Genomic DNA, 24,894 nt, shown 5'->3' with positions numbered 1-24,894 from the left:
GACCCTCCGCAATCGGGAGCAAGCCCCCTCCCACATTTGGAGCTGTGCCGGTTTCGATTACAGTGACACCGGCGCGCGCTCGCAGAGCGTGTTGAGCGCCGCCGCCCATTGCGGGTCATCGTTGAGACACGGCACCAGCACCAATTCCTCGCCCCCCGCTGCGCAAAACTGCTCGCGCCCGCGATCGCCGATCTCTTCCAGCGTCTCGATGCAGTCGGCCACAAATGCCGGGCACATCACCAGCAGCTTTTTCACACCCTGTTGGGCCAGCGCTTCAAGGCGCGCTTCGGTGTAGGGCTCGATCCACTTGGCGCGGCCCAGGCGCGACTGGAACGCCACCGACCACTTGCCGTCCGGCAACCCCAGCCGCTCGGCAAAATTACGCGCAACGCTGAAGCATTGCGCGCGATAACAGGTGGCGAGCACCGCAGGCGAAGCATTCCTGCAGCAATCGGCGTCCTTGAAGCAATGCTGGCCAGTGGGGTCGAGTTTGGTCAAATGGCGCTCGGGCAGCCCGTGAAAACTGAGCAACAGGTGATCGTAATCCTGCTCCACATACGCCCGCGCGCTCTGCGCCAGGGCGTCGAGGTATTCCGGCTGATCGTAGAACGGCTGCAGGATCGAGAGTTGCACCTTCAGCTGCTTCTCACGTATCACCCGCCAGGCCTCTTCAATCACCGTGGTGACCGTGCTGTCGGCAAACTGCGGGTACAACGGCGCCAGCGTTACCTTTTGGATGCCCTGCGCGGCCAGGCGCGTCAGCGTGGTTTCCAGAGACGGCTCACCGTAACGCATCGCCAGTTCGACCGGGCCCTGGGTCCATTGCCGGGTCATCTGCTCTTGCAGGCGACGGCTGAGCACCACCAGGGGCGAGCCCTCGTCCCACCAGATGGAGGCGTAGGCATGCGCCGACTGCTCGGGGCGCTTGATCAGGATCAGCGACACCAGCAGGCGCCGCACCGGCCACGGCAGGTCGATCACATAAGGGTCCATCAAAAACTGGTTGAGGTAGCTGCGCACATCGGCCACCGAAGTGGACGCGGGAGAACCCAGGTTGACCAGTAACAACGCGTGATCCGTCATGCAACTTCCTATGGCTTAAAGGCGGCTGGACAAATCGTCCAGGGCCGCATGCAACTGCGTGAACTGAAATGTAAAACCGGCGGCCAGCAGCCGTTCAGGCACGGCCTTCTGCCCGCCCAGCAGCAATCCCGACAACTCGCCCAACCCCACCTTCAACGCAAACGCCGGCATCGGCATGAAGGCCGGGCGATGCAGCACCTGGCCCAGGGTCCTGGCAAACTCGCGGTTGCGCACCGGGTGTGGCGCGCAGGCATTATAAGGACCGCTGGCGCCTTCCTTGTGCAGAAGAAAATCAATCAGGGCGATTTGGTCCTTGATGTGCACCCACGGCATCCACTGCCGCCCATTGCCGATAGGCCCGCCCAGCGCCAGTTTGAACGGCAGCAGCAGGCGCGACAAAAAGCCGCCCTCGGCCGCCAGCACCAGGCCAGTGCGCACCAGCACCACGCGCACCCCGAGGGCTTCGGCGCGCTGGGCGGTTTCTTCCCAGGCGATGCACAGCTGGCTGGGGAAATCGTCCTGCACCGGGCCACTGGCTTCGGTCAATTCGCGCTCACCACCGTCGCCGTACCAGCCCACCGCCGAACCGGAAATCAACACCGCCGGTTTCTGCGCCAGGCCTTCGATCCACGCCAGCAGGCTTTCGGTGAGGCTGATGCGACTGCTCCACAGCAACGCCTTGCGCTTGTGCGTCCACGGACGGTCGGCGATCGGCGCGCCGGCAAGGTTGACCACCGCGTCCACCTCGCCGATCACGTCCTGCAAACGGCCAACGCCCAGTACCTGGGCGCCACACAACCTGGCCACTGTTTCCGGCTGACGGCTCAAGACAGTCAGGCGATGGCCCTGGGCAAGCCAGTGGCGACACAGTTGGCGGCCGATCAAACCTGTACCGCCGGTCAGCAAAATATGCATGGGATCTTCCTCATGTAACGTTCACCGCCCGTCACTGGTCTATTTTACTAATTAGGGACAATGTTGAATTCGGACGTAACGTTGGTTAAGTCACCGACGTTAACCATAGGTCACGCCACACAATCAGGCACGCCAAAACTTATACCAAAAAACGAGATTGTACAGCTATTGGTGTCGGCGTAGGCTGTACCCAACGGTAAAACGAGGCCTCCCATGAGTGTTCCCATCGCAATCATCGGCACCGGCATCGCCGGCTTGTCCGCTGCCCGAGCGTTACGAGACGCGGGGCAGGTCGTACACCTTTTCGATAAAAGCCGCGGCAGCGGCGGCCGCATGTCCAGCAAGCGCAGCGATGCCGGCGCGCTGGACATGGGCGCGCAATACTTCACCGCACGCGACCGCCGCTTCGTCAACGAAGTACAGCGCTGGCAGAGCAACGGTTGGGCCGAGCAGTGGAAGCCGCAGTTGTACAACTCCAAGGCCGGCCAGCTCACGCCCTCCCCCGACGAGCAGATCCGCTGGGTCGGCACACCGCGCATGAGCGCCATCACCCGTGCGCTGCTCGACGACCTGCCGGTGACATTCGGTTGCCGCATCACCGACGTATTCCAGGGCGAACAACACTGGAACCTGCTGGACGCCGACGGCGGCAACCATGGCCCGTTCAGCCACGTCATCATCGCCACGCCCGCTCCCCAGGCCACTGCGCTGCTGGCGGCCGCGCCCAAGCTGGCGAGTGCCGCTGCCGGCGTGAAGATGGACCCGACCTGGGCCATCGCCCTGGCCTTCGACAAACCTCTGGATACGCCGATGCAAGGCTGTTTCGTGCAAGACAGCCCGCTGGACTGGCTCGCGCGCAACCGCAGCAAGCCCGGGCGCGACACCACCCTCGACACCTGGGTGCTGCACGCCACCAGCGCCTGGAGCAAGGCGCACCTGGACCTGTCCAGGGAAGCCGTGATCGAACACCTGCACGGCGCCTTCGCCGAGTTGCTGCACTGCGCCATGCCGGCGCCGTCGTTCAGCCTGGCTCACCGCTGGCTCTATGCCCGCCCGTCCGGCAGCCACGAGTTCGGCGTACTGGCCGACGCCGACCTGGGCCTGTTCGTGTGCGGTGACTGGTGCCTGTCCGGCCGTGTCGAAGGCGCATGGCTCAGCGGCCAGGAAGCGGCGCGACGCCTGATCGAGCATCTGCAATGAACCGCATCAATCCGGCCAAGCTGCTGCTGTCGAAATGGACCGCGACCGCGCCGAAGAACAAGGAAAAGCATTTCCTCGTCACCGAGCTGTTTCGTGACGAGGAAAACACCGTACTGGAAATCGAACTTCAGGCAGTAATGACCCGGCGCACCCAACGCCTTGCGTGGCAAACCCTGCAAGACGCTGACCACTGGATCATGGGCTGGAAGTAACCCCCGCCGCAAAACCTATACAAAATATTTGACTTGTACACCATCAAACCTATGATGAGATTAGTTGTACAGAGCCTTAAGCCTGTACAGGATTTTTTTGCCGAGGTTTGCCCATGCCCAGCACCGCAAAACCCAGGATTGGCATCAGCGCCTGCTTGCTGGGCGAGAACGTGCGCTTCAACGGCGGACACAAACAATCCCAGCTGTGCAGCGAGACGCTCGCCGATTACTTCGACTTCGTGCCGCTGTGCCCCGAAGTCGCCATCGGCCTGGGTATCCCGCGTGAAACCATCCGCCTGGTCGGCGACGCCGCCAACCCGCAGGCGGTGGGCACCGTGCACCGTGAGCTGAACGTCACCCAGCCTCTCGACGAATACGGCCAGCAGATGGCCCGTGAACACACCGACCTGTGCGGCTACATCTTCATGCAGAAGTCGCCGTCCTGCGGCCTGGAACGGGTCAAGGTGTACCGTGACAACGGCGCCCCGGTCGACGGCGGCGGGCGCGGCATCTACGCCCAGGCATTCTGCGCGCGCCACCCCAACCTGCCGGTGGAAGAAGACGGCCGGCTGAACGATCCGGTGCTGCGGGAAAATTTCCTCACCCGTGTGTTCGTTTACGACAGCTGGCAACAGCTGCTGGCCGAAGGCCTGACGCGTCATCGCTTGCTGTCCTTCCATGCGCGCTACAAATATTTGCTGATGGCCCACAGCCCGGCGCATTACAAAAGCCTGGGTAACCTGCTGGGCAGCATGAGCAAGGGCGATAACCTCTCGGAGTTGGCCGACTGTTATTTCAGCGACCTGATGACCGGCCTGAAAAAATGCGCCACCCGCGGCACCCACACCAACGTGCTGCAGCACATCAGTGGCTACCTCAAGCAGGCCATCAGCAGCGACGACAAGCAGGAAATGCAGACCGTCATCGACCAATACCGCCACGGCATCGTGCCGCTGGTGGTGCCACTGACCCTGCTCAAGCACCACTTTCGCCAACACCCGGATCGCTACATCGCGCAGCAGGCCTACCTGCAACCGCACCCGGAAAACCTCAGCCTGCGAAATGCGATCTAAGCCATGAAAGCCGCCCTGCTAGACGAACCCGATGACATCGCCCAAGCCCTCGAAGACGGCTGGCTGCCGATTCGCGAGGTGGCGCGCCAGACCGGCGTCAACGCGGTCACCCTGCGCGCCTGGGAGCGGCGCTACGGCCTGATCGTGCCGCAGCGTACGCCCAAGGGGCATCGGCTATTTAGCGATGTCCATGTGCAACGCATCCACACCATCCTTACGTGGCTCAATCGAGGCGTGCCGGTCAGCCAAGTGAAAAACCTGATCGACTCTGCGCAGACCGGGCCGGACGCCGTGGAAAACGAATGGCACGCGCTGCACCAGAACCTGCTGACCGCCATCAGCGAACTGGCCGAGCGCCGGGTCGACGACGCCTTCAACCAGGCCATGGCGCTGTACCCGCCGCGCACGCTCTGCGCGCAATTACTGTTGCCGCTGCTGCAGGCGCTGGAGCAACGCTGGCAGGGCCAGTTCGGCGCGCAGATGGAGCGGGTATTTTTCCTGTCCTGGCTACGCAGCAAGTTCGGTGCACGCATCTACCACACCAATCGCCAGTTACAGGGCGCGCCACTGCTGCTGGTCAATCACTCCGACCTGCACCTGGAGCCGCACCTGTGGCTCAGCGCGTGGCTGGCCAGCAGCGCCGACTGCCCGGTGGAAGTCTTCGACTGGCCGCTGCCTGCCGGCGAACTGGCCCTCGCGGTAGAACACCTGCAACCGCGCGCGGTGTTGCTGTATTCGAGCAAGGCCCTCAATGTGCCGGCGTTGACCAAACTATTGGGCGGCGTCAGTTGCCCGATTTTGCTCGCCGGACCAACGGTGTGCATCCACCACGCCGAACTGGCCGTACTAACCCAGGACATCCCTGACCTGTTCGTCGCCGAAGACCCCTTGGCGGCCCATCAGATACTGATTGAGCGTGGAATTGTCTAAATGCATTTGATCTGGCTGCGCACCGACTTGCGCCTGCACGACAACACCGCCCTGGCCGCCGCGAGCCAGCGCGGCCCGATGGCCGCCGTGTACCTGATCACGCCCGAGCAATGGCTGGCCCACGACGATGCCGCGTGCAAGGTCGACTTCTGGCTGCGCAACCTGCAGTCCCTGAGCCAGGCGCTGGGCACACTCAACATTCCCTTACTGATTCGCACCGCCCCGACCTGGGACCAGGCACCCGCCGTGCTGAGCACGCTGTGCCAGGAACTGTCGGTGGAGTCGGTGCACATCAACGAGGAATACGGCATCCACGAAAGCCGTCGCGACCAGGCCGTGGCCCAGGCGCTGGAAGCCTGCGGCGTGACGTTCCACCGCTACCTCGACCAACTGTTTTTCCAACCCGGCAGTGTGCTGACCAAGACCGGCACCTACTTCCAGGTCTTCAGCCAGTTTCGCAAGGTGTGTTACAGCCGCTTGCACAGCGCGCTGCCGCGCTTGGTGGCAACGCCGAAAGCCCAGCAAAAACTGCCGTTCGCCAGCGACCCGATTCCGCACAGCTTGCCCGGCTTCGAAACGCCCAGCGACAGCCTGCGCGCACTCTGGCCGGCCGGCGAAGACGAAGCCCGACGCCGCCTCGACGCCTTCACCGACCAGCAGATCGGCTATTACAAGGACGAGCGCGACTACCCGGCCAAACCGGGCACCAGCCAGCTCTCCGCCTACCTCGCCGCCGGTGTGGTGTCGCCGCGTCAGTGCCTGCACGCGACGTTGCAGAGCAACAGCGGCGAGTTCGAAACGGGCAACGTTGGCGCCGTCACCTGGATCAACGAATTGCTGTGGCGTGAGTTCTACAAACATATTCTGGTCGGCTACCCACGGGTATCGCGCCACCGCGCATTCCGGCCCGAGACCGAAGCCGTCGCCTGGCGCCACGCGCCCGAGGACCTGGCGGCGTGGCAGGAAGCGCGCACCGGCCTGCCGATCATCGACGCGGCCATGCGTCAGTTACTGGAGACCGGCTGGATGCACAACCGCCTGCGCATGGTGGTGGCGATGTTCCTGACCAAGAATCTGCTGATCGACTGGCGCGAGGGCGAGCGTTTTTTCATGCGCCACCTGATCGACGGCGACCTCGCCGCCAATAACGGCGGCTGGCAGTGGAGTTCTTCCACCGGCACCGACTCGGCGCCCTATTTCCGCATTTTCAGCCCGCTGAGCCAGTCGGAAAAATTCGACGGCGAGGGCGTGTTCATCAAGCACTGGCTGCCGCAGTTGGGGGCGCTGAACAAAAAGGACGTGCACAACCCCGAGGCCGCCGGTGGGCTGTTCGGCGTGGCGGACTACCCGCGTTCGATCGTCGACCTGAAAAAATCCCGCGAGCGCGCCCTTGCCGCCTTCCGCAGCCTGCCGTCCCGTCAAGCGGTGGCCGCGCATGAGTGACTTTCTGCGCCGCTTCGCCCAGGCCTTCGCCACGCTGGACAAGCACAACCTGCACCTGCTCGACAGCCTGTACAGCCAGGACATCGCCTTCGCCGACCCGCTGCATCAGGTGCATGGCCTGCCTGAACTGCGCCGCTACTTCAGCGAGCTGTACAGCCAGATCAGCCAGCTGCGTTTCGACTATCAGGGTTTCGATGAGGTGGCCGAAGGCGAAGGCTACCTGCGCTGGAAAATGAGTTTTTGCCACCCGCGCCTCAACGGCGGCAAGGTCATCCGAGTGGAAGGCTGCTCGCACCTGATGTGGCGCGACAACAAGGTGTACCGCCATCGCGACTATTTCGATGCCGGCGCCATGCTCTATGAACACCTGCCGGTAGTCGGCCGAGTCATAAGCTGGCTGAAAAGGAGAATCGCATGAGCCTGACCTCGCCCCGCCGTTACTGGTTGACCGGCGCCAGCAGTGGCATCGGTGCCGCCCTGGCCCTGGAGTTGCTCGACAGCGGCGCCCACGTGGCCGTCAGCTCGCGCTCCCAAGGCCCACTGGACGCGCTAGCCCGGCGCTACCCCGGCCAGGTGCTGGTGGTGGCCGGCGACCTGACCAACAGCCAGACCGTGCGCGAAATCGGCGAGCGCATCGGCGAGGCCTGGGGCGCGCTGGACACCGTGATTCTCAATGCCGGCACCTGCGAATACGTGGATGCGCGCCAGTTTGATTCGTCCATCGTCGAACACGTGGTGCGCACCAACCTGTTGGCCAGCAGCTACTGCATCGAAGCCGCCCTGCCGCTGCTGCGCGCCGGGCGGGCGCCGCACCTGGTGGGCGTCGCCAGCGCCGTGACCTACTTACCGATGCCACGGGCCGAAGCCTATGGCGCGTCCAAGGCCGGCTTGCGTTATCTGTTCGAATCCCTGCGCATCAGCCTGTCGCCGGAGCATATCGACGTCACCGTGATCAGCCCGGGCTTTGTCGATACACCGCTGACCGAGCGCAATGATTTCCCGATGCCCTTGAGCTGGCCGGCCGACAAAGCGGCACGGCACATTTTCGCCAAGCTGGACAAACGCCCGCTGGAGATCGCTTTCCCGGCCATGTTCATCGCCGCCCTGTGGCCACTGTCGAAACTGCCGAACCGCGCGCAACTGATCATCGGCAAGCGCATGCTGCGCAGCCCGCCGCCGCAGAAGGACGACCTGTGAAGATCGCCATCATCGGCAGCGGCATCGCCGGCCTGACCAGCGCCTACCTGCTCAGCCGTCGCCACGACATCAGCGTCTTCGAAGCCAACGCCTGCATCGGCGGGCATACCCATACCGCCCATGTGACGGTCGACGGCCAGCCTTACGCGGTGGACACCGGTTTTATCGTGTTCAACGACTGGACCTACCCCAATTTCATCCGGTTGCTGGGGCAGATCGGGGTGACATTCAAACCCACCGAAATGAGTTTTTCGGTGAACGACCAGCGCAGTGGCTTCGAATACAACGGCAACAACCTCAATAGCCTGTTCGCCCAACGCCGCAATGTTCTCTCGCCGGGGTTCTGGGGCATGTTGCGCGACATTCTGCGCTTCAACCGCCAGGCGCCGCTGGACCTTGAACAGCAACGCATCAGCGCCGACATGACCCTGGGCGACTACCTGGCAGCCGGCGGCTACGGCCCGCGATTCATCCGGCATTACATCGTGCCGATGGGCGCGGCGATCTGGTCGATGTCCCTGGCGGACATGCTCGGTTTTCCGTTGCAGTTCTTTGTGCGTTTCTTCAAGAATCACGGCCTGCTGTCGGTGAACAACCGCCCGCAATGGTGCGTGATCGAAGGGGGCTCCAGCGCCTACATCGAACCGCTGACCCGCGGCTTTCGCGAAAAAATCCGTCTCGATTGCCCTGTGCACAAGGTCGAGCGCAACGCTGATGGCGTGGTGATCCACAGCGCCGCTGGCAGCGAGACATTCGACCGCGTGGTGTTCGCCTGCCACAGCGACCAGGCCCTGGCCCTGCTGGCCGACCCGAGCGAGGCCGAGCAAGCCATCCTTGGCGCCCTGCCCTACGCCGACAACGACGTGGTGCTGCACACCGACACCCGCCTGCTGCCCACGCGCAAGCTGGCCTGGGCCAGCTGGAATTACCGCCTCACCGGCAGCGCCGACACCCAGGCCGCCGTCACCTACGACATGAACATCCTGCAAGGCATCGACAGCGCCACCACGTTTTGCGTCAGCCTCAACCAGACGCCAATGATCGATCCGCGCAAAATTCTTGCGCGCTTCACCTACGCCCATCCGCAATACAGCCTGGCGGCGGTGGCCGCGCAGGAACGCTGGGAAGAGTTGAACGGCGCGCGCAATACCTTCTACTGCGGTGCCTACTGGGCCAACGGCTTTCATGAGGACGGCGTGGTCAGCGCGCTGCGCGTGGCCCAGGCCTTCGGGGAAACCCTGTGAACAGCGCCCTGTACAGCGGCTGGATCGCCCATCGCCGGTTTGCGCCCAGGGCCCACGCCTTTCGCTACCGCATCGGCCTGCTGTACCTGGACTTAAGCGAGCAGGACCAGGTGCTCGCGCTCTCGCCCCTGGCCGGCACTCATCGCCTGGCGCCGTTCGGCTTTCGCCAGCAGGACTACCTGCGCACCTTGACCCGCCAGGGCATGAGCCTCACCGACGCGGTGCGTCTTGAGGTGGGCAAGGCGCTGGGGCGCACGCCCCAGGGCGCGATCTGCCTGCTGACCCAGGCCCGCAGTTGGGGCCTGGCGTTCAACCCGGTGAGTTTCTTCTACTGCTACGAGGCAGGTGGGGAGCTGGCCGCGATTTTGTGTGAAGTCACCAACACCCCGTGGCGCGAGCGCTATCACTATGTGCTGCCGGCCCTGGCCCTTGGCGCAGGCGAACATCAGCACTTCGCGGTGGCCAAGGCGTTCCATGTGTCGCCATTTTTGCCGCCCGACCTCGAATACCGCATGAGCTTCAGCCCGCCCGCCGACCGGCTGGGCGTGCACATGGCCGACTGGCAAGGCGAACTCAAAGTCTTCGACGCCACGTTGAGCCTGCAAAAAGAGCCGCTCACCCGCGCCAGCCTGCACCGTTACCTGCGGCGCTTCCCGTGGATGACCGCCAAGACCTGCCTGGCCATTTACTGGCAGGCCGTGCGCCTGTTGCTCAAACGCACACCGATTTTCCCCCACCGAGCCGCCGATGGCGCCTCTCGCACTGCAGTTGGGTATACCAAGGATCGCCGCCATGAAATCCCCTAATGTATCGGTCAAGGCCACCCGCCTGAACGTCAATGGCATGACCAGTGCGCTGCTGCGCAAGGGCGTGCTGCGTCAGCTCAGCCAATTGCGCCACGGCCAGTTGGTGCTGATCGAGGACGGCGAGCGCCACGTATTTGGCGCACGGGAAGCGCATCTGTTGGGGGAGATCCATATCCTCGACGCCGCCGTGTGGGGCCTGGTGGCGGCCAACGGCTCTATCGGTGCGGGTGAGGCATTTATCCACGGTTATTGGACCAGCCCCGACCTCACCGCCGTGGTGCGCGTGATGGTCAGCAACCTCGACGTGCTCGATGCGATGGAAGGCGGTCTGGCGCGCCTCGCACGGCCGTTCACCCAGGGCCTGCACTGGCTCAACCGCAATACGCGCAAGGGCTCGCAGAAAAACATCGCGGCGCATTACGACCTGGGCAACGACCTGTTCGAGGAATTCCTCGACCCAACCATGATGTACTCGGCGGCGCAGTTTCTTAAGGCCGACGACACCCTGGAACAGGCGCAACTGAACAAGCTGGAACGCATCTGTCAGAAACTGTCGCTCAAGCCCGGCGACCACCTGCTGGAAATCGGCACTGGCTGGGGCAGCATGGCGCTGTACGCGGCGCAGCATTACGGCTGCAAGGTCACCACTACCACCTTGTCCAAGGAACAGTTCGCCTACACCGAACAGCGCATTGCCGCCCTGGGTTTGCAGGACAAGGTGACACTGCTGCTGAGGGACTACCGCGACCTCACCGGCCAGTTTGACAAGCTGGTGTCCATCGAGATGATCGAAGCGGTAGGCCACCGCTTCCTGCCGACCTACTTCAAGCAATGCGCGCACCTGCTCAAGCCCGACGGGCTGATGCTGCTGCAGGCCATCACGATTCGCGAGCAACGCTTCGAGCAGGCCAGGAACAGCGTCGATTTCATCCAGCGCTACATTTTCCCCGGTGGGGCGCTGCCCAGCGTGCAGAACATGTTGCACATCGTCAGCCGCGACACCGACATGAACCTGCTGCACATGGAGGATTTCGGCCTGCACTACGCGCGCACCCTGCGCCTGTGGCACGAGAACTTTCGCCGTGCTCATGGCCGTCTTGCGGAATTGGGCTACGACGAATACTTCCTGCGCCTGTGGGAATTTTATCTGTGCTACTGCGAAGGCGGCTTCATGGAACGCACCATTGGCACGGCGCAGTTGCTGTTGGCCAAGCCGGCGGCGATCAACCCGCCATTGCTCGGGCGCTTCGATGCTTAAATCGTTGGCCAACGCGGCGCTGTTCCAGTGCGGCTGGTTCGCCTGCGTGCTGGGCGGTGACAGCCTGTGGTTGCTGGTGGGGCTGGCGGTACTGGCCATTCACCTGCTGTGGATCAGTTCGTCGGCCGAGGATGGCGTGCTGATCATCAGCGTCACGCTGGTGGGCACGCTGTTGGACACGGCGTTACGTGCCCTTGGCGTGTTTCACTTCAACGAGCCGGGCCCACTGATTCCGTTCTGGTTGATGTTGCTGTGGGCTCTGCTGGCAACCACGCTGCACCATTGCCTGGCCTGGAGCGCGCGGCCATGGTGGCGCGCGGCATTGCTGGGGGCGATGGGCGGCCCGGCGTCCTACTACGCGGGGAGCCAATTGGCCGGCGTGCAGTTCGGTTACGCCACAGGCCCGACGATGGCCGGGTTGGCGGTGCTGTGGGCGTTTGTGTTCACGCTGCTGACCGCAGCAGCCACCAGCGACAAGTTTCAAGCGGCAAGCAAAAGATGAAGCCGGTCGGCTTCTACTTGCAGCTTGCCGCTTAAAGCTGGAAGCTGCCCCCATGACCACCATCCCTCACACACAGCTCAACGAACCCGCCGTCACCTGCTCGACGTGCGCGGCCTGTTGCTGTCAGCTGGAAGTGCTGCTGATCACCGACACCGGCGTGCCGGAACGCTACATCGACACCGATGACTGGGGCGGCGAAGTGATGCTGCGCCTGGATGACGGCTGGTGTGCAGCGCTGGACCGCGACACGATGATGTGCACGATCTACGAGCGACGCCCGCTGATCTGTCGAGAGTTCGAAATGGGTGCACCGGAGTGCCTTGAAGAGCGCCAGGGTATTGCGACGGCGTATCGCTGAGGCTTGATCGAAAGTCGCCATGTGGGAAGGGCTTGCCCCCTCCCACACTTCAAGCATTACAGCGGCAGGGTGTAGTGCACCGCGTAGCTTTCCACACCATCGTTGTTGCTGCTCATGCCGGCATTGGAATAGTGCGTGGCACGAATGCCCACTTCATGCCCGCCGGCAAAGCGCAGACCAAAGCCGATACGGTCTTCGAACTGGAAGGCCTGGCCGATGTTGTTGTCTTCCAGCTGAGTGCGCGAGAAGACGGCCAGGCCGATGCCCGCTTCGATGTAAGGCTTGACCGACTGCCCGGCAAACTCATACACAAACACTGGCGAGAACGACAGGCTGCTGGCACCGGCAGTCTTGTCGCCGTCCCAGTAGGTGTAGGCGCCGCTCCAGTAGCCGGTCAGCCGACCCACGTCGCTCTGCCACCAGCTTTTGTCCCAATCGGAGGTCAAGCCAAGCCGATAGGTCATGGTTGAATCGCTCGTTCCCCCCACTCCAAATTCCAGGCCGGCAGCATTGGCCGAAACAGAGTGTCCTACCACAGCGGCCACAATCGCGGCCAAACAGAACAAGCGCTTCATGAGAAACATCCTTTCCAAACGAAGTTATAGAGTGTTGTACAGGCTATCTCGCTATAGAAGCTGGCACATAGACGGAAGTTCCACACCAATAGCGAGCTATTTCACGAATTTTTCACGCGCCAAATATTCGCACAACGCTCGGATGTTTCCATAGTGTCGGTAGGATATTTCTTAGGTGATACAGATCACCGCTGGTCCAGAACTGGGCCGGACTCGGGTTGCCCGTCGCTAAAAGGTCGCGCTGGCCCAGTAAATGCTTGAGCTGACGGGCCACGGCGGCGCCGGTATCGATGAGGATGACGCTGGGTGGGAGCATCTGCGCCAGCAGCGGTTTGAGAAAGGGATAGTGGGTGCAGCCGAGAATAATGGTGTCGCAGCCCGCGTTGAGCAACGGCTCGATATAGCCCTGCAACAGCTGGCGCAGGGCCGGGCTGGTCAAGTCGCCGGTTTCAATCAACTCCACCAGACCCGGGCACGGCTGCGTGATCACCCGCACATCGGTGGCGAACCGATCAAGCAAGGCGGCGAACTTGGCGCTTTGCAGGGTGCCGGTGGTGGCAAGCACTCCGACGACCCCGCTGCGGGTGGCGGCGGCGGCAGGTTTGACGGCGGGCTCCATGCCCACCAACGGCCAGTCCGGGAAGTCCAGACGCAGGTCGGCCACGGCCGCCACTGTCGCAGTGTTGCAGGCAATCACGAACGCCTTGGCGCCTTGACTGCGGAAAAACTCGGCCACCAGGCGCGAGCGTTCGAGAATGAACGCGGGGGTTTTCTCGCCATAGGGAATATGCCCGCAGTCGGCCACATACAGCAGTGATTCGTGGGGCAGTAACTGCTGGATTTCGTCCAACACCGACAGGCCGCCGACGCCGGAGTCGAACACGCCGATTGGCGCATCCTTAAGCATGCGGCGCCCCGCATACGCGGCAAGCGGGATCGCGCTTGACGCGCAACTCACGAAAACGCGTGGTCAAGGCATCGATCAGCAGCAAACGGCCCACCAGCGGCTCACCGAACCCGGCCAGCAGTTTCAGCGCCTCCAGGGCTTGCAGGCTGCCAACCAGTCCCACCAGCGGGCCTATCACGCCGGCTTCGCTGCAGGTGAGTTCGGTATCGCTGCCGTGCCCGTATAAACAGTGATAGCAGGGGCTGTTGGCGCGGCGCGGGTCGAACACCGACAATTGCCCTTCCAGGCGAATCGCTGCGCCGCTGACCAATGGCCTGGCGGCGGCCACGCAGGCCGCATTGACCGCTTCGCGGGTGGAGAAGTTGTCGCTGCAATCGAGCACCACGTCTACGGCCGCCACGGCGGCGGCCAGGGAGTCGGCGTCCAGCGCGCTGCGGTGGGTAACCAGCCTGACCTCAGGATTGACGGCGGTCAGGCGGCGCACGGCCGAGTCGACCTTGGTCTGCCCGACGCTGTCGGTGTCGTGGATGATCTGGCGTTGCAGGTTGGTCAGGTCGACCGTATCGAAGTCGGCCAGGTGCAGCTCGCCCACGCCGGCTGCGGCGAGGTAAAGCGCCACCGGCGCGCCCAGGCCACCCAGGCCGACGATCAATGCGCGGCTGTTTTTCAGGCGCAACTGGCCTGCGATGTCCACCTGCTGCAACAGAATCTGCCGGCTGTAGCGCAACAGCTCCTGGTCGGTCAACACGGCCGTTGCCCCAGGCTGATGCGTTCGTGGCCGCCGAGGTCGATGCGGCTGTGAACGTCCTCGAACCCCTGGCTCAGCAGCAGATCGCGCACGGCCTGCGCCTGGTCGTAACCGTGTTCGAGCAACAGCCGGCCTCCGGCATTCAGGTGAGTCCCGGCCTGCTGGATGATCAAGCGCAGATCGTCCAGGCCATCGCGGCCTGCCACCAGCGCGCTGGCCGGCTCGAAACGCACATCGCCCGCCACCAGGTGCGGGTCGTTGTCGGCAATGTAGGGCGGGTTGCTGATGATCAGATCAAATGTACGACCGCCAAGGGCGCTGAACCAATGACTGCTCAGCACCGTGGCGTTATCAAGGTGCAGCCGCTGGCGATTGCGCTCGGCCAGGGCCACCGCCTCCAGCACGCGATCAACGGCGGTCACCTGCCAGGCCGGGCGCTCGCTGGCCAGGGCCAGGGCAATGGCGCCGCTGCCGGTGCCCAGATCGAGCACCGTAGCGGGCGTGGCCGGCAGCAATTCCAGCGCGGCCTCCACCAGCAGTTCGGTGTCCGGGCGCGGGATCAGCGTGTGCGGCGCCACTTCCAGGTCCAGTTTCCAGAAACCCTGCTGGCCGAGGATATAGGCCACCGGCTCGCCGGCTCGGCGCCGTTGCAGGTAACCGGCAAACGTGAGCGCCGCTTCGCTGCTGACGATTTTTTCCGGCCAGGTGTGCAGGTAGCTGCGCGACTTGCCCAGCGCAGCCGCCAGCAGCAGCTCCACATCCAGACGCGCGGTGGGCGAGTCTGGCAGGTCGGCGGCGCGCAACAGGCTGGCGATGATGGTCATTTATTCACCAATGGCTGCGAGTTGATCGGCCTGGTATTCGGCCAGCAACGGCTCGATCACCGCGTCCACGCCGCCGGCAAGAATTTCGTCGAGCGAATAAAGGGTGAGGTTGACGCGGTGGTCGGTGACCCGGCCCTGGGCAAAATTGTAGGTGCGGATACGCTCGGAGCGATCGCCCGAGCCCACCAGCAGCTTGCGCTCGCTGGCAATGGCGTTGGCGGCGGCGCTGGTCTGCTGGTCGTTGAGCTTGGCCGACAGCCAGGACATGGCCCGCGCACGGTTCTTGTGCTGGGAGCGTTCTTCCTGGCATTCCACCACGATGCCCGACGGCAAGTGGGTGATGCGGATCGCCGAGTCGGTCTTGTTCACGTGCTGACCACCGGCGCCCGAGGAGCGGTAGGTGTCGACGCGCAGATCCGCCGGGTTGATCTCGATGGTTTCCTGCTCGTCCGGCTCGGGCAACACCGCCACGGTGCAGGCCGAGGTGTGGATACGGCCCTGTGACTCGGTCGCCGGCACCCGCTGCACGCGATGTGCGCCGGACTCGAACTTGAGCTTGCCGTAGACGTTGTCGCCCTCGACCCGCGCGATGACTTCTTTATAGCCACCATGCTCGCCTTCGTTTTCCGACAGGATCTCCACCCGCCACCCGCGCCGCTCGGCGTAGCGCGAGTACATGCGGAACAGGTCGCCGGAGAAAATGGCCGCTTCGTCGCCGCCGGTGCCGGCACGGATTTCGAGGAATACGTTGCGCCCGTCGTTGGGGTCCCTGGGCAGCAGCATGCGTTGCAGGTCGCCTTCCAGCTCAGTCAGCTTTTCCTTGGCCTCGCGGACTTCTTCCACGGCCATTTCGCGCATGTCCGGGTCGTTGTCCTTGAGCAGCGCCTGGGCGCCTTCGAGGTCGGCCTGCACTTTCAGCAAATTCGTGTAAGTGGCAACCACAGGCTCAACTTCGGCGTATTCCTTGGAATAGGCGCGGAATTTGGTCTGATCGGAAATGACTTCGCCATCGCCAAGCAAGGCGGTCAGTTCTTCGAAACGGTCCTGGAGCACGTCCAGTTTATTGAGCAGTGAGGCTTTCATTGCGGTTTTTTATCCGAAGAGCTGTCTGACGCGCCCTCACCGAGGGCAAAGAGTTCCTGGGCCATGGCCAGCGCATCGAGGCGGCCTTCGGCAGTCAATTTTTTTAGCTGTACGCTGGGCGCGTGGAGCAGTTTGTTGGTCAGGCCACGCGCCAGCTGCATCAGCACCTCTTCGGCGCTGCTGCCGTTGGCAAGCAGACGCTGGGCCTTGATCAACTCCTCGTCACGCAGGCGTTCGCCCTGTTGACGATAGGCCTTGAGCACGTCCACCGCCGCCAGTTCGCGCAGGCGCACCATGAAATCTTCGGCGCCGACGCTGACCATCTCCTCGGCGGCCTGGGCGGCGCCCTGGCGGCTCTTGAGGTTTTCGGCGACCACTTCGTGCAAGTCATCGACGCTATAGAGGTAAACGTCGTCCAACTCGCCGACTTCGGGTTCGATATCCCGTGGAACGGCAATGTCCACCATGAAGATCGGCTTGTGCTTGCGCAGCTTCAGTGCACTTTCTACCGCGCCTTTGCCCAGTATCGGCAATTGACTGGCGGTGGAGCTGATCACGATGTCACTGCGCACCAGTTCGGCCGGAATATCCGACAGCAACACCGCGTGGGCACCGAACTGTTCGGCCAGGCTGCTGGCGCGTTCCAGGGTGCGGTTGGCGACGACGATGCGCTGCACACCCAGCTCGTGCAGATGGCGGGCGACCAGGGTGATGGTCTCGCCGGCGCCGATCAGCAGGGCCTGGCTGCGTTGCAAATCGCTGAAAATCTGTTTGGCCAGGCTGACCGCCGCAAAAGCGACGGACACCGGGTTTTCGCCGATGGCCGTGTCGGTGCGCACCTGCTTGGCAGAATTGAACGTGGCCTGGAACAGACGGCCCAACAGCGGGCCGACCGTGCCGGCCTCGCGCGCGACGGCATAGGCGGACTTCATCTGACCAAGGATCTGCGGTTCGCCCAGTACCAGCGAATCAAGCCCGGAGGCGACGCGCATCATGTGACGAACGGCCGCATCCTCTTCGTGCACATACGCGCTGGCGCGCAGGTCGTCGAGGCTCAAATGGTGATAATCGGCGAGCCAGCGCAGCACTACATCCGCTGACAGATGTTCCTGCTCTATATAGAGCTCGCTGCGATTGCAGGTCGAAAGGATTGCAGCTTCGCGGCTGTCGGTGAGCCGGCAGAGCTGTTGCAAGGCCTCAACCAACTGCTCCGGCGTAAACGCCACGCGCTCGCGCACGTCGACTGAGGCAGTCTTGTGGTTAATACCGAGTGCGAGGAAGGCCATTCAATATCGCTGATGAGGTCGGGAAGCCGGCAATTGTCCTACTTCGAAAGATCCAGAACAACCACCGTCGTCTATTGTCCTAGTAGCTTGTGCCTATAAAGGCGCCCACTGAGACTCGGTTATGTTTGGCCGAAGGCTTGTGTCATGATGATCCGACCGCAGGTTAGTCGTCCTCTTCCTATATGAATAGATCCTCCGCGTTGCTCCTAGCTTTTGTCTTCCTCAGCGGCTGCCAGGCCATGGCACCCGTGTCGCCGGGCGATACGCCGCCGGCAGAAGACACCGCCCCCGCGCCTGAAAAGCCCAAGGTTTACTCCTCGTTCAGTGAGGAAACGGTGTTCAGCCTGCTGAGCGCTGAACTGGCCGGGCAGCGCAATCGCTTCGATATTGCGCTGGATAACTATGTGACTCAGGCCATCAACACCCAGGACCCGGGTATTTCCGAGCGGGCGTTTCGCATCGCCGAGTACCTCGGAGCCGATCAGGCGGCGCTGGACACGTCGCTGATCTGGGCGAAAAACGCGCCGGATGACCTCGAAGCGCAACGGGCCGCGGCTGTCCAGCTGGCGCGCGCCGGGCGCTACGACGACTCCATGGTGTATATGGAAAAAGTCCTGCAGGGCAAGGGCGACACGCACTTCGATTTCCTCGCGCTGTCGGCCGCCGACACCGACCAGGACACGCGCAATGGCCTGATGAAGAGCTTCGACCGCCTGCTGCAAAAGCATCCGAAGAACAGCCAGCTGATTTTTGGCAAGGCCTTGCTGCTGCAACAGGATGATGAAGCCGAAGCCGCCCTCAAGCTGCTGGAACAGAACCCGCCGGAAGACGGCGAAATCGCGCCGATCCTGCTGCGCGCGCGCCTGCTGCAGAACCTCAATCGCGGCAAGGAAGCGATTCCATTGCTGGAAAAAAGCATCAAGCGATACCCGGAAGACAAGCGCCTGCGCCTGACTTACGCGCGCATGCTGGTGGAACAGGACCGCATGGCGGACGCCAAAGTGCAGTTCGCCAACCTCGTCCAGCAATACCCCGACGATGACGAATTGCGTTATTCCCTGGCACTGGTGTGCCTGGAAGCCAAGGCGTGGGAGGAAGCCAAGGGGTATCTGGAAGAACTGATCCAGCGTGAGAGCCACGTTGATTCGGCTCACCTGAACCTTGGCCGCATCGCTGAAGAGCGCAACGACCCGCAGGCCGCCCTGCTCGAATATGCCCAGGTCGGCCCGGGCAATGACTACCTGCCGGCTCAGCTGCGCCAGGCCGATATCCTGATGAGCAACGGTCGTACCGACGAGGCGGAAAAACGCCTGGCGGCGGCGCGCGATGCCGAGCCGGACTACGCCATCCAGCTGTACCTGATCCAGGCCGAGACACTGTCGGCCAACAAGCAGGGCGAACGCGCCTGGAAATTGCTGCAACAAGCCTTGCTGCAATACCCCGACGACCTGAACCTGCTGTATACCCGCGCCATGCAGGCAGAAAAACGCAATGACCTGGCGCAGATGGAAAAAGACCTGCGCCTGATCATCAAGCGCGACCCGGACAATGCCATGGCCCTCAACGCTCTGGGCTACACCCTGTCCGACCGCACCACGCGCTATGCCGAGGCCAAGGCCCTGATCGAGCAGGCCCACAAGCTCAATCCGGAAGACCCGGCCGTGCTCGACAGCCTGGGCTGGGTAAATTATCGCCTGGGCAACCTGGACGAGGCCGAACGCCTGCTGCGCCAGGCGCTGGAGCGTTTTCCCGATCAGGAAGTCGCTGCCCACCTGGGTGAAGTGCTGTGGGCCAATGGCAAGCAGCGCGAAGCCCGGCAAGTCTGGGAAAAATTCCTCAAGGAACAACCCGAAAGCCCTCTTTTGCGCGGCACCATCAAGCGCCTGACCGGATCCGAGACCCTTTAAGCTTATGTTCCTGCGCCACATTGTTGTATTCAGTCTTATCGCCCTGCTCGCCGGTTGCGCGGGCACAGGCAGCCGCGAATCCGTTGAAGGCCAGGGCAACCCGGCGCAATGGCAACAGCACAAGGACCAGCTCGGCAGCATCGACGGCTGGCAGATAGAAGGCAAGGTCGGGGTGCGCGCGCCGAAAGATTCCGGCAGCGGAACCCTGTTCTGGCTGCAACGTCAGGATTACTACGACATTCGCCTGTCCGGTCCGCTGGGCCGCGGCGCGGCACGCCTGACCGGCCGCCCGGGGCAGGTGAGCCTGGAAGTCGCCAACCAGGGCCGCTACGAGGCGACGTCTCCGGAAGCATTGCTGGAGCAGCAGATCGGCTGGAAGTTGCCCGTGTCGCATCTGGTCTGGTGGGTGCGCGGGCTGCCGGCACCCGACAGCAAGAGTCGCCTGAGCCTCAACGGCGACAGCCGTCTGGCCACGCTGGAGCAGGATGGCTGGGAGGTCGAGTATTTGAGTTATGTACAGCAAGGCGGCTACTGGCTGCCCGAACGCATCAAGCTGCATGGCACCGACCTTGACGTCACGCTGGTGATCAAGGACTGGCAACCGCGCAAGCTGGGGCAGTGACGTGAGCGAGCGCCTGACCCTGCCCTCCCCGGCCAAGCTCAACCTGATGCTGCACATTCTGGGTCGCCGTGAAGACGGCTACCACGAGTTGCAGACGCTGTTTCAATTTCTCGACTATGGCGATGAACTCACCTTTGCCCTGCGCGACGACGGCGTGATTCGACTGCACACGGAATTTGAAGGCGTACCTCACGACAGCAATCTGATCGTGAAGGCAGCCCGCAGACTTCAAGCGCAATCCGGCTGCACATTGGGCATCGATATCTGGATCGACAAGATCCTGCCCATGGGCGGCGGTATCGGTGGCGGCAGTTCGAATGCGGCGACCACCCTGCTGGGTCTCAATCACCTGTGGCAACTGGGCTGGGACCAGGATCGCCTGGCAGCCTTGGGCCTGACACTGGGTGCCGACGTTCCGGTTTTCGTGCGCGGGCACGCGGCTTTTGCCGAGGGCGTGGGCGAGAAACTCAGCCCCGAATACCCCGAAGAGCCTTGGTATGTTGTGCTTGTTCCGCAAGTATCTGTAAGTACAGCAGAAATTTTTTCAGATCCGCTGTTGACACGTAACTCTCCTCCCATTAAAGTGCGCCCCGTTCCCAAGGGAAACAGTCGAAATGACTGCTTGCCGGTTGTGGCAAGGCGTTATCCAGAAGTACGTAACGCTTTGAATTTGTTAGGTAAATTTACCGAAGCAAAATTAACCGGCACTGGAAGTTGTGTGTTTGGGGGCTTCCCAAGCAAAGCTGAAGCTGATAAAGTCTCGGCCCTTCTTACAGAGACCCTTACAGGGTTTGTAGCAAAGGGAAGCAACGTTTCGATGTTGCATCGCAAGCTGCAAAGTCTGCTCTAAAAGGAATCGAGTACTGGGTACTCGTTGCAACAGATACAGGGGCGTCGCCAAGCGGTAAGGCAGCAGGTTTTGATCCTGCCATGCGTTGGTTCGAATCCAGCCGCCCCTGCCATTTTCCTATACTCATCCAGGTTACCCTCAGCCTCTAGGTACTGCGCGTGTCCAAGATGATGGTCTTTACGGGGAACGCCAACCCCGATCTGGCTCGACGTGTCGTACGTCAGCTGCATATCCCTCTCGGTGACATCTCTGTCGGTAAATTCTCCGACGGCGAAATTACAGCCGAGATCAATGAAAACGTTCGCGGTAAAGACGTCTTCATTATTCAGCCGACCTGCGCTCCGACCAACGATAACCTGATGGAACTCGTCGTGATGGCTGATGCCTTCCGCCGCTCCTCAGCAACTCGAATCACAGCTGTAATCCCTTACTTTGGTTATGCCCGTCAGGATCGCCGTCCGCGCTCCGCACGTGTGGCCATCAGCGCGAAAGTCGTTGCTGACATGCTGACCGTGGTAGGCATCGACCGTGTGCTTACAGTTGACCTGCACGCTGACCAGATCCAGGGGTTCTTCGATATTCCGGTAGATAACATCTACGGCTCCCCCGTTCTGGTGGATGACATCGAAGACCAGCGCTTTGAAAACCTGATGATCGTGTCCCCGGACATTGGCGGCGTCGTGCGTGCACGGGCTGTTGCCAAATCCCTGGGCGTTGATCTCGGGATCATCGACAAACGCCGCGAGAAAGCCAATCACTCTGAAGTGATGCATATCATCGGTGATGTCGAAGGGCGTACCTGTATTCTGGTTGATGACATGGTCGACACCGCCGGCACCCTGTGCCATGCGGCAAAAGCCTTGAAAGAGCACGGTGCGGCCAAAGTCTTCGCCTATTGCACACACCCTGTGCTGTCGGGCCGAGCGATCGAGAACATCGAGAATTCCGTGCTGGACGAACTGGTGGTGACCAACACCATCCCGTTGTCCGCCGCTGCTCAAGCCTGTGCGCGTATCCGTCAACTGGATATCGCACCGGTCGTTGCCGAAGCGGTTCGCCGTATCAGCAACGAAGAATCGATCAGCGCGATGTTCCGTTAAGGCTCAGGCCTTGGCGACATCAACCTGACGAAAAGCGCCCCGCCCCAGCATTCTGTTGGGGCGGGGCTTTTTTGCCCATATCGCCTTTAGCGCTGGTCGCAAACGCTGGGGCGAATGTGGTTAATTTGGAGATACAACATGAACGATTTTACTTTGAATGCTGAACTGCGTTCCGACCTGGGGAAAGGTGCGAGCCGCCGCCTGCGTCGTCTCGCAAGCCTGGTTCCAGCTGTAGTCTACGGTGGCGACAAAGCCCCTGAGTCCATCAGCATGCTGGCCAAAGAAGTTGCCAAACTGCTCGAAAACGATGCTGCCTACAGCCACGTTATCGAACTGAACGTTGGCGGCAAGAAGCAGAACGTTATCATCAAGGCTCTGCAGCGCCACCCGTCCAAGGGTCACGTCCTGCACGCTGACTTCATCCGCGTTGTAGCCGGCCAGAAACTGACCGCTATCGTGCCTGTGCATTTCATCGGTGAAGAAGCTCCGGTCAAGAAAGGCGGCGTTGTATCGCACACCACTACCGAACTGGAAGTGACCTGCCTGCCGAAAGACCTGCCTGAGTTCATCGAAGTCGACCTGTCGGCTGCTGAAATCGGCACCATCATTCACTTGTCCGACCTCAAGGCCCCTAAAGGCGTTGAGTTCGTTGCACTGGCTCACAACGACGACAAGGCTGTTGCCAACGTCCACGCGCCACGTGTTGTAGAAGAAGATGATGCTGCTGAAGGCGAAACCGCTGCAGAGTGATGCACTCTGTAACGTCGGAGCTTGAGGAAACATCGCGGACCGGAACGTAGCGAGAAAGCGGGCGATAACGCGAAGTTTATCTCTGGATAAGTGAGCTCCTGTCGTCCCCTTTCGCCGCACACCTGGCGCGGCGATGTTATCCACAACTCCAAAGGAAGGGCCCCTGTCGTGACTGCCATCAAACTGATCGTTGGCCTGGGAAATCCAGGCGCCGAATACGAACAGACCCGGCATAACGCGGGGGCCCTTTTTGTTGAGCGTATTGCCCACGCCCAAGGCGTAAACCTTGCGGCCGACCGCAAATATTTTGGCCTGACCGGGCGCTTCTCGCACCAGGGTCAGGATGTTCGTCTGCTGATTCCCACCACCTACATGAACCGCAGCGGCCAGGCTGTCGCGGCGCTTGCGGGATTCTTCCGGATCAAACCCGAAGAGATCCTGGTGGCCCATGACGAACTGGACCTGCCACCCGGCGTCGCCAAGCTCAAGCTGGGCGGCGGGCATGGCGGGCACAATGGTCTGCGCGACATCATCGCGCAGTTGGGTAATCAGAATAATTTCTACCGCCTGCGGCTTGGCATTGGCCACCCGGGCGTTGCCAGTATGGTTTCAAATTTCGTCCTGGGTCGTGCGCCACGCGCCGAACAGGAAAAACTCGATGCCAGCATCGACTTTGCCCTCGGCGTGCTGCCGGATATCTTCGCCGGTGAATGGAACCGCGCGATGAAAAACCTGCACAGCCAGAAGGCCTGACTCTTACCGAGGGGAAACACCATGGGATTCAATTGCGGCATCGTCGGCCTGCCCAACGTCGGCAAATCCACCTTGTTCAACGCTTTGACCAAGTCCGGTATTGCGGCGGAGAACTTCCCCTTCTGCACCATCGAACCCAACAGCGGTATCGTACCGATGCCGGACCCGCGCCTGGACGCCCTGGCGGCTATCGTCAACCCCAAGCGCGTCCTGCCGACCACCATGGAGTTCGTCGACATCGCAGGCCTGGTGGCCGGCGCGTCGAAAGGTGAAGGCCTGGGCAACAAGTTTTTGGCCAACATCCGTGAAACCGATGCCATCGCCCACGTGGTCCGCTGCTTTGAAGACGAGAACGTGATTCACGTCTCCAACAGCGTCGACCCGAAACGCGACATCGAGATCATCGACCTGGAGCTGATCTTTGCCGACCTCGACAGCTGCGAGAAGCAACTGCAGAAAGTCGCGCGCAATGCCAAGGGTGGAGACAAGGACGCCGTGGTCCAGAAAGGCCTGCTGGAACAGTTGATCGCACACTTCACCGAAGGCAAGCCGGCACGCAGCCTGATGAAAAAAATGGGCGTCGACGAGAAGGCGGTGATCAAGGGTTTCCACCTGCTGACCACCAAGCCGGTGATGTACATCGCCAACGTCGCCGAAGACGGCTTTGAGAACAACCCGCTGCTCGACGTGGTCAAGGCCATTGCCGACGAAGAAGGCGCCATTGTCGTTCCGGTGTGCAACAAGATCGAAGCAGAAATCGCCGAACTCGATGACGGCGAAGAAAAAGACATGTTCCTCGAGGCCCTGGGCCTGGAAGAGCCTGGCCTGAACCGTGTAATCCGTGCCGGCTACGAAATGCTCAACCTGCAGACCTACTTCACCGCTGGCGTTGAAGAAGTCCGCGCGTGGACCGTCAAGGTTGGCGCTACCGCGCCACAGGCTGCCGGCGTGATCCACACCGACTTCGAAAAAGGCTTTATCCGCGCCGAAGTGATCGCCTACAACGACTTCATTCAGTACAAGGGCGAGGCGGGTACCAAGGAGGCCGGTAAATGGCGCCTGGAAGGCAAGGAATACATCGTCAAAGATGGCGACGTGATGCACTTCCGTTTCAACGTCTAAAGATTGCCTGCGGCGTTGACCGTGTCTAGTCCTGAAATAGGTTTACACCTGTTTCAGTCTCAAAACGCCTGATGCACCGCATCGGGCGTTTTGTATTTCAGGGATAAGTGCGGCCGCTCCCCGTTGTAGATCAGCACCGACTCATC

27 protein-coding genes and 1 tRNA gene are annotated in these 24,894 nt (G+C 62.0%); 20 read left to right on the top strand and 8 right to left on the bottom strand.

Annotated elements, in window-relative coordinates; translation table 11 throughout:
• Positions 1-57 precede the first annotated feature (57 nt).
• The gene (hemH, locus tag LUB09_RS09785) at positions 58-1,083 is read right to left on the bottom strand and encodes a ferrochelatase (RefSeq protein WP_209988381.1); all 1,026 of its coding nucleotides are present in this window, start codon (positions 1,081-1,083) and stop codon (positions 58-60) included.
• Between the two features lie 15 nt (positions 1,084-1,098).
• Positions 1,099-1,998, bottom strand: coding sequence for a TIGR01777 family oxidoreductase (locus LUB09_RS09780; RefSeq protein ID WP_209988379.1), 900 nt, complete (start codon positions 1,996-1,998; stop codon positions 1,099-1,101).
• A gap of 213 nt (positions 1,999-2,211) precedes the next feature.
• Here LUB09_RS09780 and LUB09_RS09775 point away from each other — a divergent pair, with 213 nt between their 5' ends.
• The 12 genes from LUB09_RS09775 to LUB09_RS09720 all read left to right on the top strand — a co-directional run bounded on the left by LUB09_RS09775 (position 2,212) and on the right by LUB09_RS09720 (position 12,221).
• Entirely contained in the window at positions 2,212-3,198 is a 987-nt protein-coding gene (locus LUB09_RS09775) for an NAD(P)/FAD-dependent oxidoreductase (RefSeq protein WP_209988375.1), read from the top strand.
• Positions 3,195-3,410 carry a TIGR02450 family Trp-rich protein gene (locus LUB09_RS09770; protein ID WP_231422471.1) on the top strand — a complete coding sequence of 72 codons (216 nt, stop codon included), beginning with the start codon at positions 3,195-3,197 and terminating at the stop codon, positions 3,408-3,410. Before LUB09_RS09775 ends, LUB09_RS09770 begins: the two co-directional genes overlap by 4 nt.
• A 113-nt stretch (positions 3,411-3,523) precedes the next feature.
• A complete protein-coding gene (locus LUB09_RS09765; protein ID WP_209988368.1) occupies positions 3,524-4,483 on the top strand; it encodes a YbgA family protein in 960 nt (319 codons plus the stop codon).
• 3 nt (positions 4,484-4,486) lie between these two features.
• Positions 4,487-5,413 carry a MerR family transcriptional regulator gene (locus LUB09_RS09760; protein WP_209988365.1) on the top strand — a complete coding sequence of 309 codons (927 nt, stop codon included), beginning with the start codon at positions 4,487-4,489 and terminating at the stop codon, positions 5,411-5,413.
• On the top strand, positions 5,414-6,856 hold the full coding sequence (gene phrB / locus LUB09_RS09755; protein ID WP_231422470.1) for a deoxyribodipyrimidine photo-lyase: 1,443 nt from the start codon (positions 5,414-5,416) through the stop codon (positions 6,854-6,856). It abuts the gene before it with no gap.
• A complete protein-coding gene (locus LUB09_RS09750) occupies positions 6,849-7,274 on the top strand; it encodes a nuclear transport factor 2 family protein (RefSeq protein WP_231422469.1) in 426 nt (141 codons plus the stop codon). Before phrB ends, LUB09_RS09750 begins: the two co-directional genes overlap by 8 nt.
• Entirely contained in the window at positions 7,271-8,053 is a 783-nt protein-coding gene (locus tag LUB09_RS09745; RefSeq protein WP_231422468.1) for an SDR family NAD(P)-dependent oxidoreductase, read from the top strand. Before LUB09_RS09750 ends, LUB09_RS09745 begins: the two co-directional genes overlap by 4 nt.
• A complete protein-coding gene (locus LUB09_RS09740) occupies positions 8,050-9,297 on the top strand; it encodes an NAD(P)/FAD-dependent oxidoreductase (RefSeq protein ID WP_231422467.1) in 1,248 nt (415 codons plus the stop codon). Before LUB09_RS09745 ends, LUB09_RS09740 begins: the two co-directional genes overlap by 4 nt.
• Positions 9,294-10,103 carry a DUF1365 domain-containing protein gene (locus LUB09_RS09735; protein ID WP_231422466.1) on the top strand — a complete coding sequence of 270 codons (810 nt, stop codon included), beginning with the start codon at positions 9,294-9,296 and terminating at the stop codon, positions 10,101-10,103. Before LUB09_RS09740 ends, LUB09_RS09735 begins: the two co-directional genes overlap by 4 nt.
• The gene (locus tag LUB09_RS09730) at positions 10,090-11,361 is read left to right on the top strand and encodes an SAM-dependent methyltransferase (RefSeq protein ID WP_231422465.1); all 1,272 of its coding nucleotides are present in this window, start codon (positions 10,090-10,092) and stop codon (positions 11,359-11,361) included. The genes LUB09_RS09735 and LUB09_RS09730 overlap by 14 nt, the downstream gene beginning before the upstream one ends.
• A complete protein-coding gene (locus LUB09_RS09725; RefSeq protein ID WP_231422464.1) occupies positions 11,354-11,863 on the top strand; it encodes a DUF2878 domain-containing protein in 510 nt (169 codons plus the stop codon). Before LUB09_RS09730 ends, LUB09_RS09725 begins: the two co-directional genes overlap by 8 nt.
• Before the next feature lie 52 nt (positions 11,864-11,915).
• The gene (locus LUB09_RS09720) at positions 11,916-12,221 is read left to right on the top strand and encodes a YkgJ family cysteine cluster protein (RefSeq protein ID WP_231422463.1); all 306 of its coding nucleotides are present in this window, start codon (positions 11,916-11,918) and stop codon (positions 12,219-12,221) included.
• A gap of 56 nt (positions 12,222-12,277) precedes the next feature.
• On the opposite strand, the gene LUB09_RS09715 is transcribed toward LUB09_RS09720, so the two are convergent.
• The 6 genes from LUB09_RS09715 to hemA all read right to left on the bottom strand — a co-directional run bounded on the left by LUB09_RS09715 (position 12,278) and on the right by hemA (position 17,644).
• Complete coding sequence (locus tag LUB09_RS09715; protein ID WP_209988344.1) at positions 12,278-12,796, bottom strand: acyloxyacyl hydrolase; 519 nt, start codon at positions 12,794-12,796, stop codon at positions 12,278-12,280.
• A gap of 112 nt (positions 12,797-12,908) precedes the next feature.
• Positions 12,909-13,703, bottom strand: coding sequence for a glutamate racemase (gene murI / locus LUB09_RS09710; protein WP_231422462.1), 795 nt, complete (start codon positions 13,701-13,703; stop codon positions 12,909-12,911).
• Complete coding sequence (locus tag LUB09_RS09705) at positions 13,696-14,451, bottom strand: molybdopterin-synthase adenylyltransferase MoeB (RefSeq protein WP_231422461.1); 756 nt, start codon at positions 14,449-14,451, stop codon at positions 13,696-13,698. The genes murI and LUB09_RS09705 overlap by 8 nt, the downstream gene beginning before the upstream one ends.
• Entirely contained in the window at positions 14,445-15,275 is an 831-nt protein-coding gene (gene prmC, locus LUB09_RS09700; protein ID WP_231422460.1) for a peptide chain release factor N(5)-glutamine methyltransferase, read from the bottom strand. The genes LUB09_RS09705 and prmC overlap by 7 nt, the downstream gene beginning before the upstream one ends.
• Positions 15,276-16,358, bottom strand: a complete 1,083-nt coding sequence (gene prfA / locus LUB09_RS09695; protein ID WP_209988336.1) for a peptide chain release factor 1 — start codon at positions 16,356-16,358, stop codon at positions 15,276-15,278.
• Complete coding sequence (hemA, locus tag LUB09_RS09690) at positions 16,355-17,644, bottom strand: glutamyl-tRNA reductase (RefSeq protein ID WP_209988334.1); 1,290 nt, start codon at positions 17,642-17,644, stop codon at positions 16,355-16,357. Before hemA ends, prfA begins: the two co-directional genes overlap by 4 nt.
• 182 nt (positions 17,645-17,826) lie before the next feature.
• Between hemA and LUB09_RS09685 the strand changes: the two genes are divergently transcribed.
• The 8 genes from LUB09_RS09685 to ychF all read left to right on the top strand — a co-directional run bounded on the left by LUB09_RS09685 (position 17,827) and on the right by ychF (position 24,748).
• Positions 17,827-19,551 (top strand): tetratricopeptide repeat protein, encoded by a 1,725-nt coding sequence (locus tag LUB09_RS09685; protein WP_231422459.1) that lies wholly within the window; start codon positions 17,827-17,829, stop codon positions 19,549-19,551.
• Positions 19,552-19,555: 4 nt separating this feature from the next.
• Positions 19,556-20,173: a lipoprotein insertase outer membrane protein LolB gene (lolB, locus tag LUB09_RS09680; RefSeq protein ID WP_231422458.1), complete on the top strand. Its 618-nt coding sequence runs from the start codon at positions 19,556-19,558 to the stop codon at positions 20,171-20,173.
• A 1-nt stretch (position 20,174) separates the two neighbouring features.
• The gene (ispE, locus tag LUB09_RS09675) at positions 20,175-21,023 is read left to right on the top strand and encodes a 4-(cytidine 5'-diphospho)-2-C-methyl-D-erythritol kinase (RefSeq protein ID WP_231422457.1); all 849 of its coding nucleotides are present in this window, start codon (positions 20,175-20,177) and stop codon (positions 21,021-21,023) included.
• A 37-nt stretch (positions 21,024-21,060) separates the two neighbouring features.
• Positions 21,061-21,135 (top strand) — tRNA-Gln (locus LUB09_RS09670).
• Between the two features lie 46 nt (positions 21,136-21,181).
• Complete coding sequence (locus LUB09_RS09665) at positions 21,182-22,123, top strand: ribose-phosphate pyrophosphokinase (RefSeq protein ID WP_003171603.1); 942 nt, start codon at positions 21,182-21,184, stop codon at positions 22,121-22,123.
• Positions 22,124-22,261: 138 nt separating this feature from the next.
• Positions 22,262-22,873: a 50S ribosomal protein L25/general stress protein Ctc gene (locus tag LUB09_RS09660; RefSeq protein WP_004372493.1), complete on the top strand. Its 612-nt coding sequence runs from the start codon at positions 22,262-22,264 to the stop codon at positions 22,871-22,873.
• Between the two features lie 168 nt (positions 22,874-23,041).
• Positions 23,042-23,626, top strand: a complete 585-nt coding sequence (gene pth, locus LUB09_RS09655; RefSeq protein ID WP_003171596.1) for an aminoacyl-tRNA hydrolase — start codon at positions 23,042-23,044, stop codon at positions 23,624-23,626.
• A 21-nt stretch (positions 23,627-23,647) separates the two neighbouring features.
• Positions 23,648-24,748: a redox-regulated ATPase YchF gene (gene ychF, locus LUB09_RS09650; RefSeq protein WP_057007010.1), complete on the top strand. Its 1,101-nt coding sequence runs from the start codon at positions 23,648-23,650 to the stop codon at positions 24,746-24,748.
• The last annotated feature ends 146 nt before the right edge of the window (positions 24,749-24,894 follow it).

Source organism: Pseudomonas sp. Leaf59 (assembly GCF_920984685.1).
Lineage (GTDB): Bacteria > Pseudomonadota > Gammaproteobacteria > Pseudomonadales > Pseudomonadaceae > Aquipseudomonas.
Note: the sequence above shows the minus strand (reverse complement) of the source record. Positions and strands in the feature narration are given on the sequence as shown.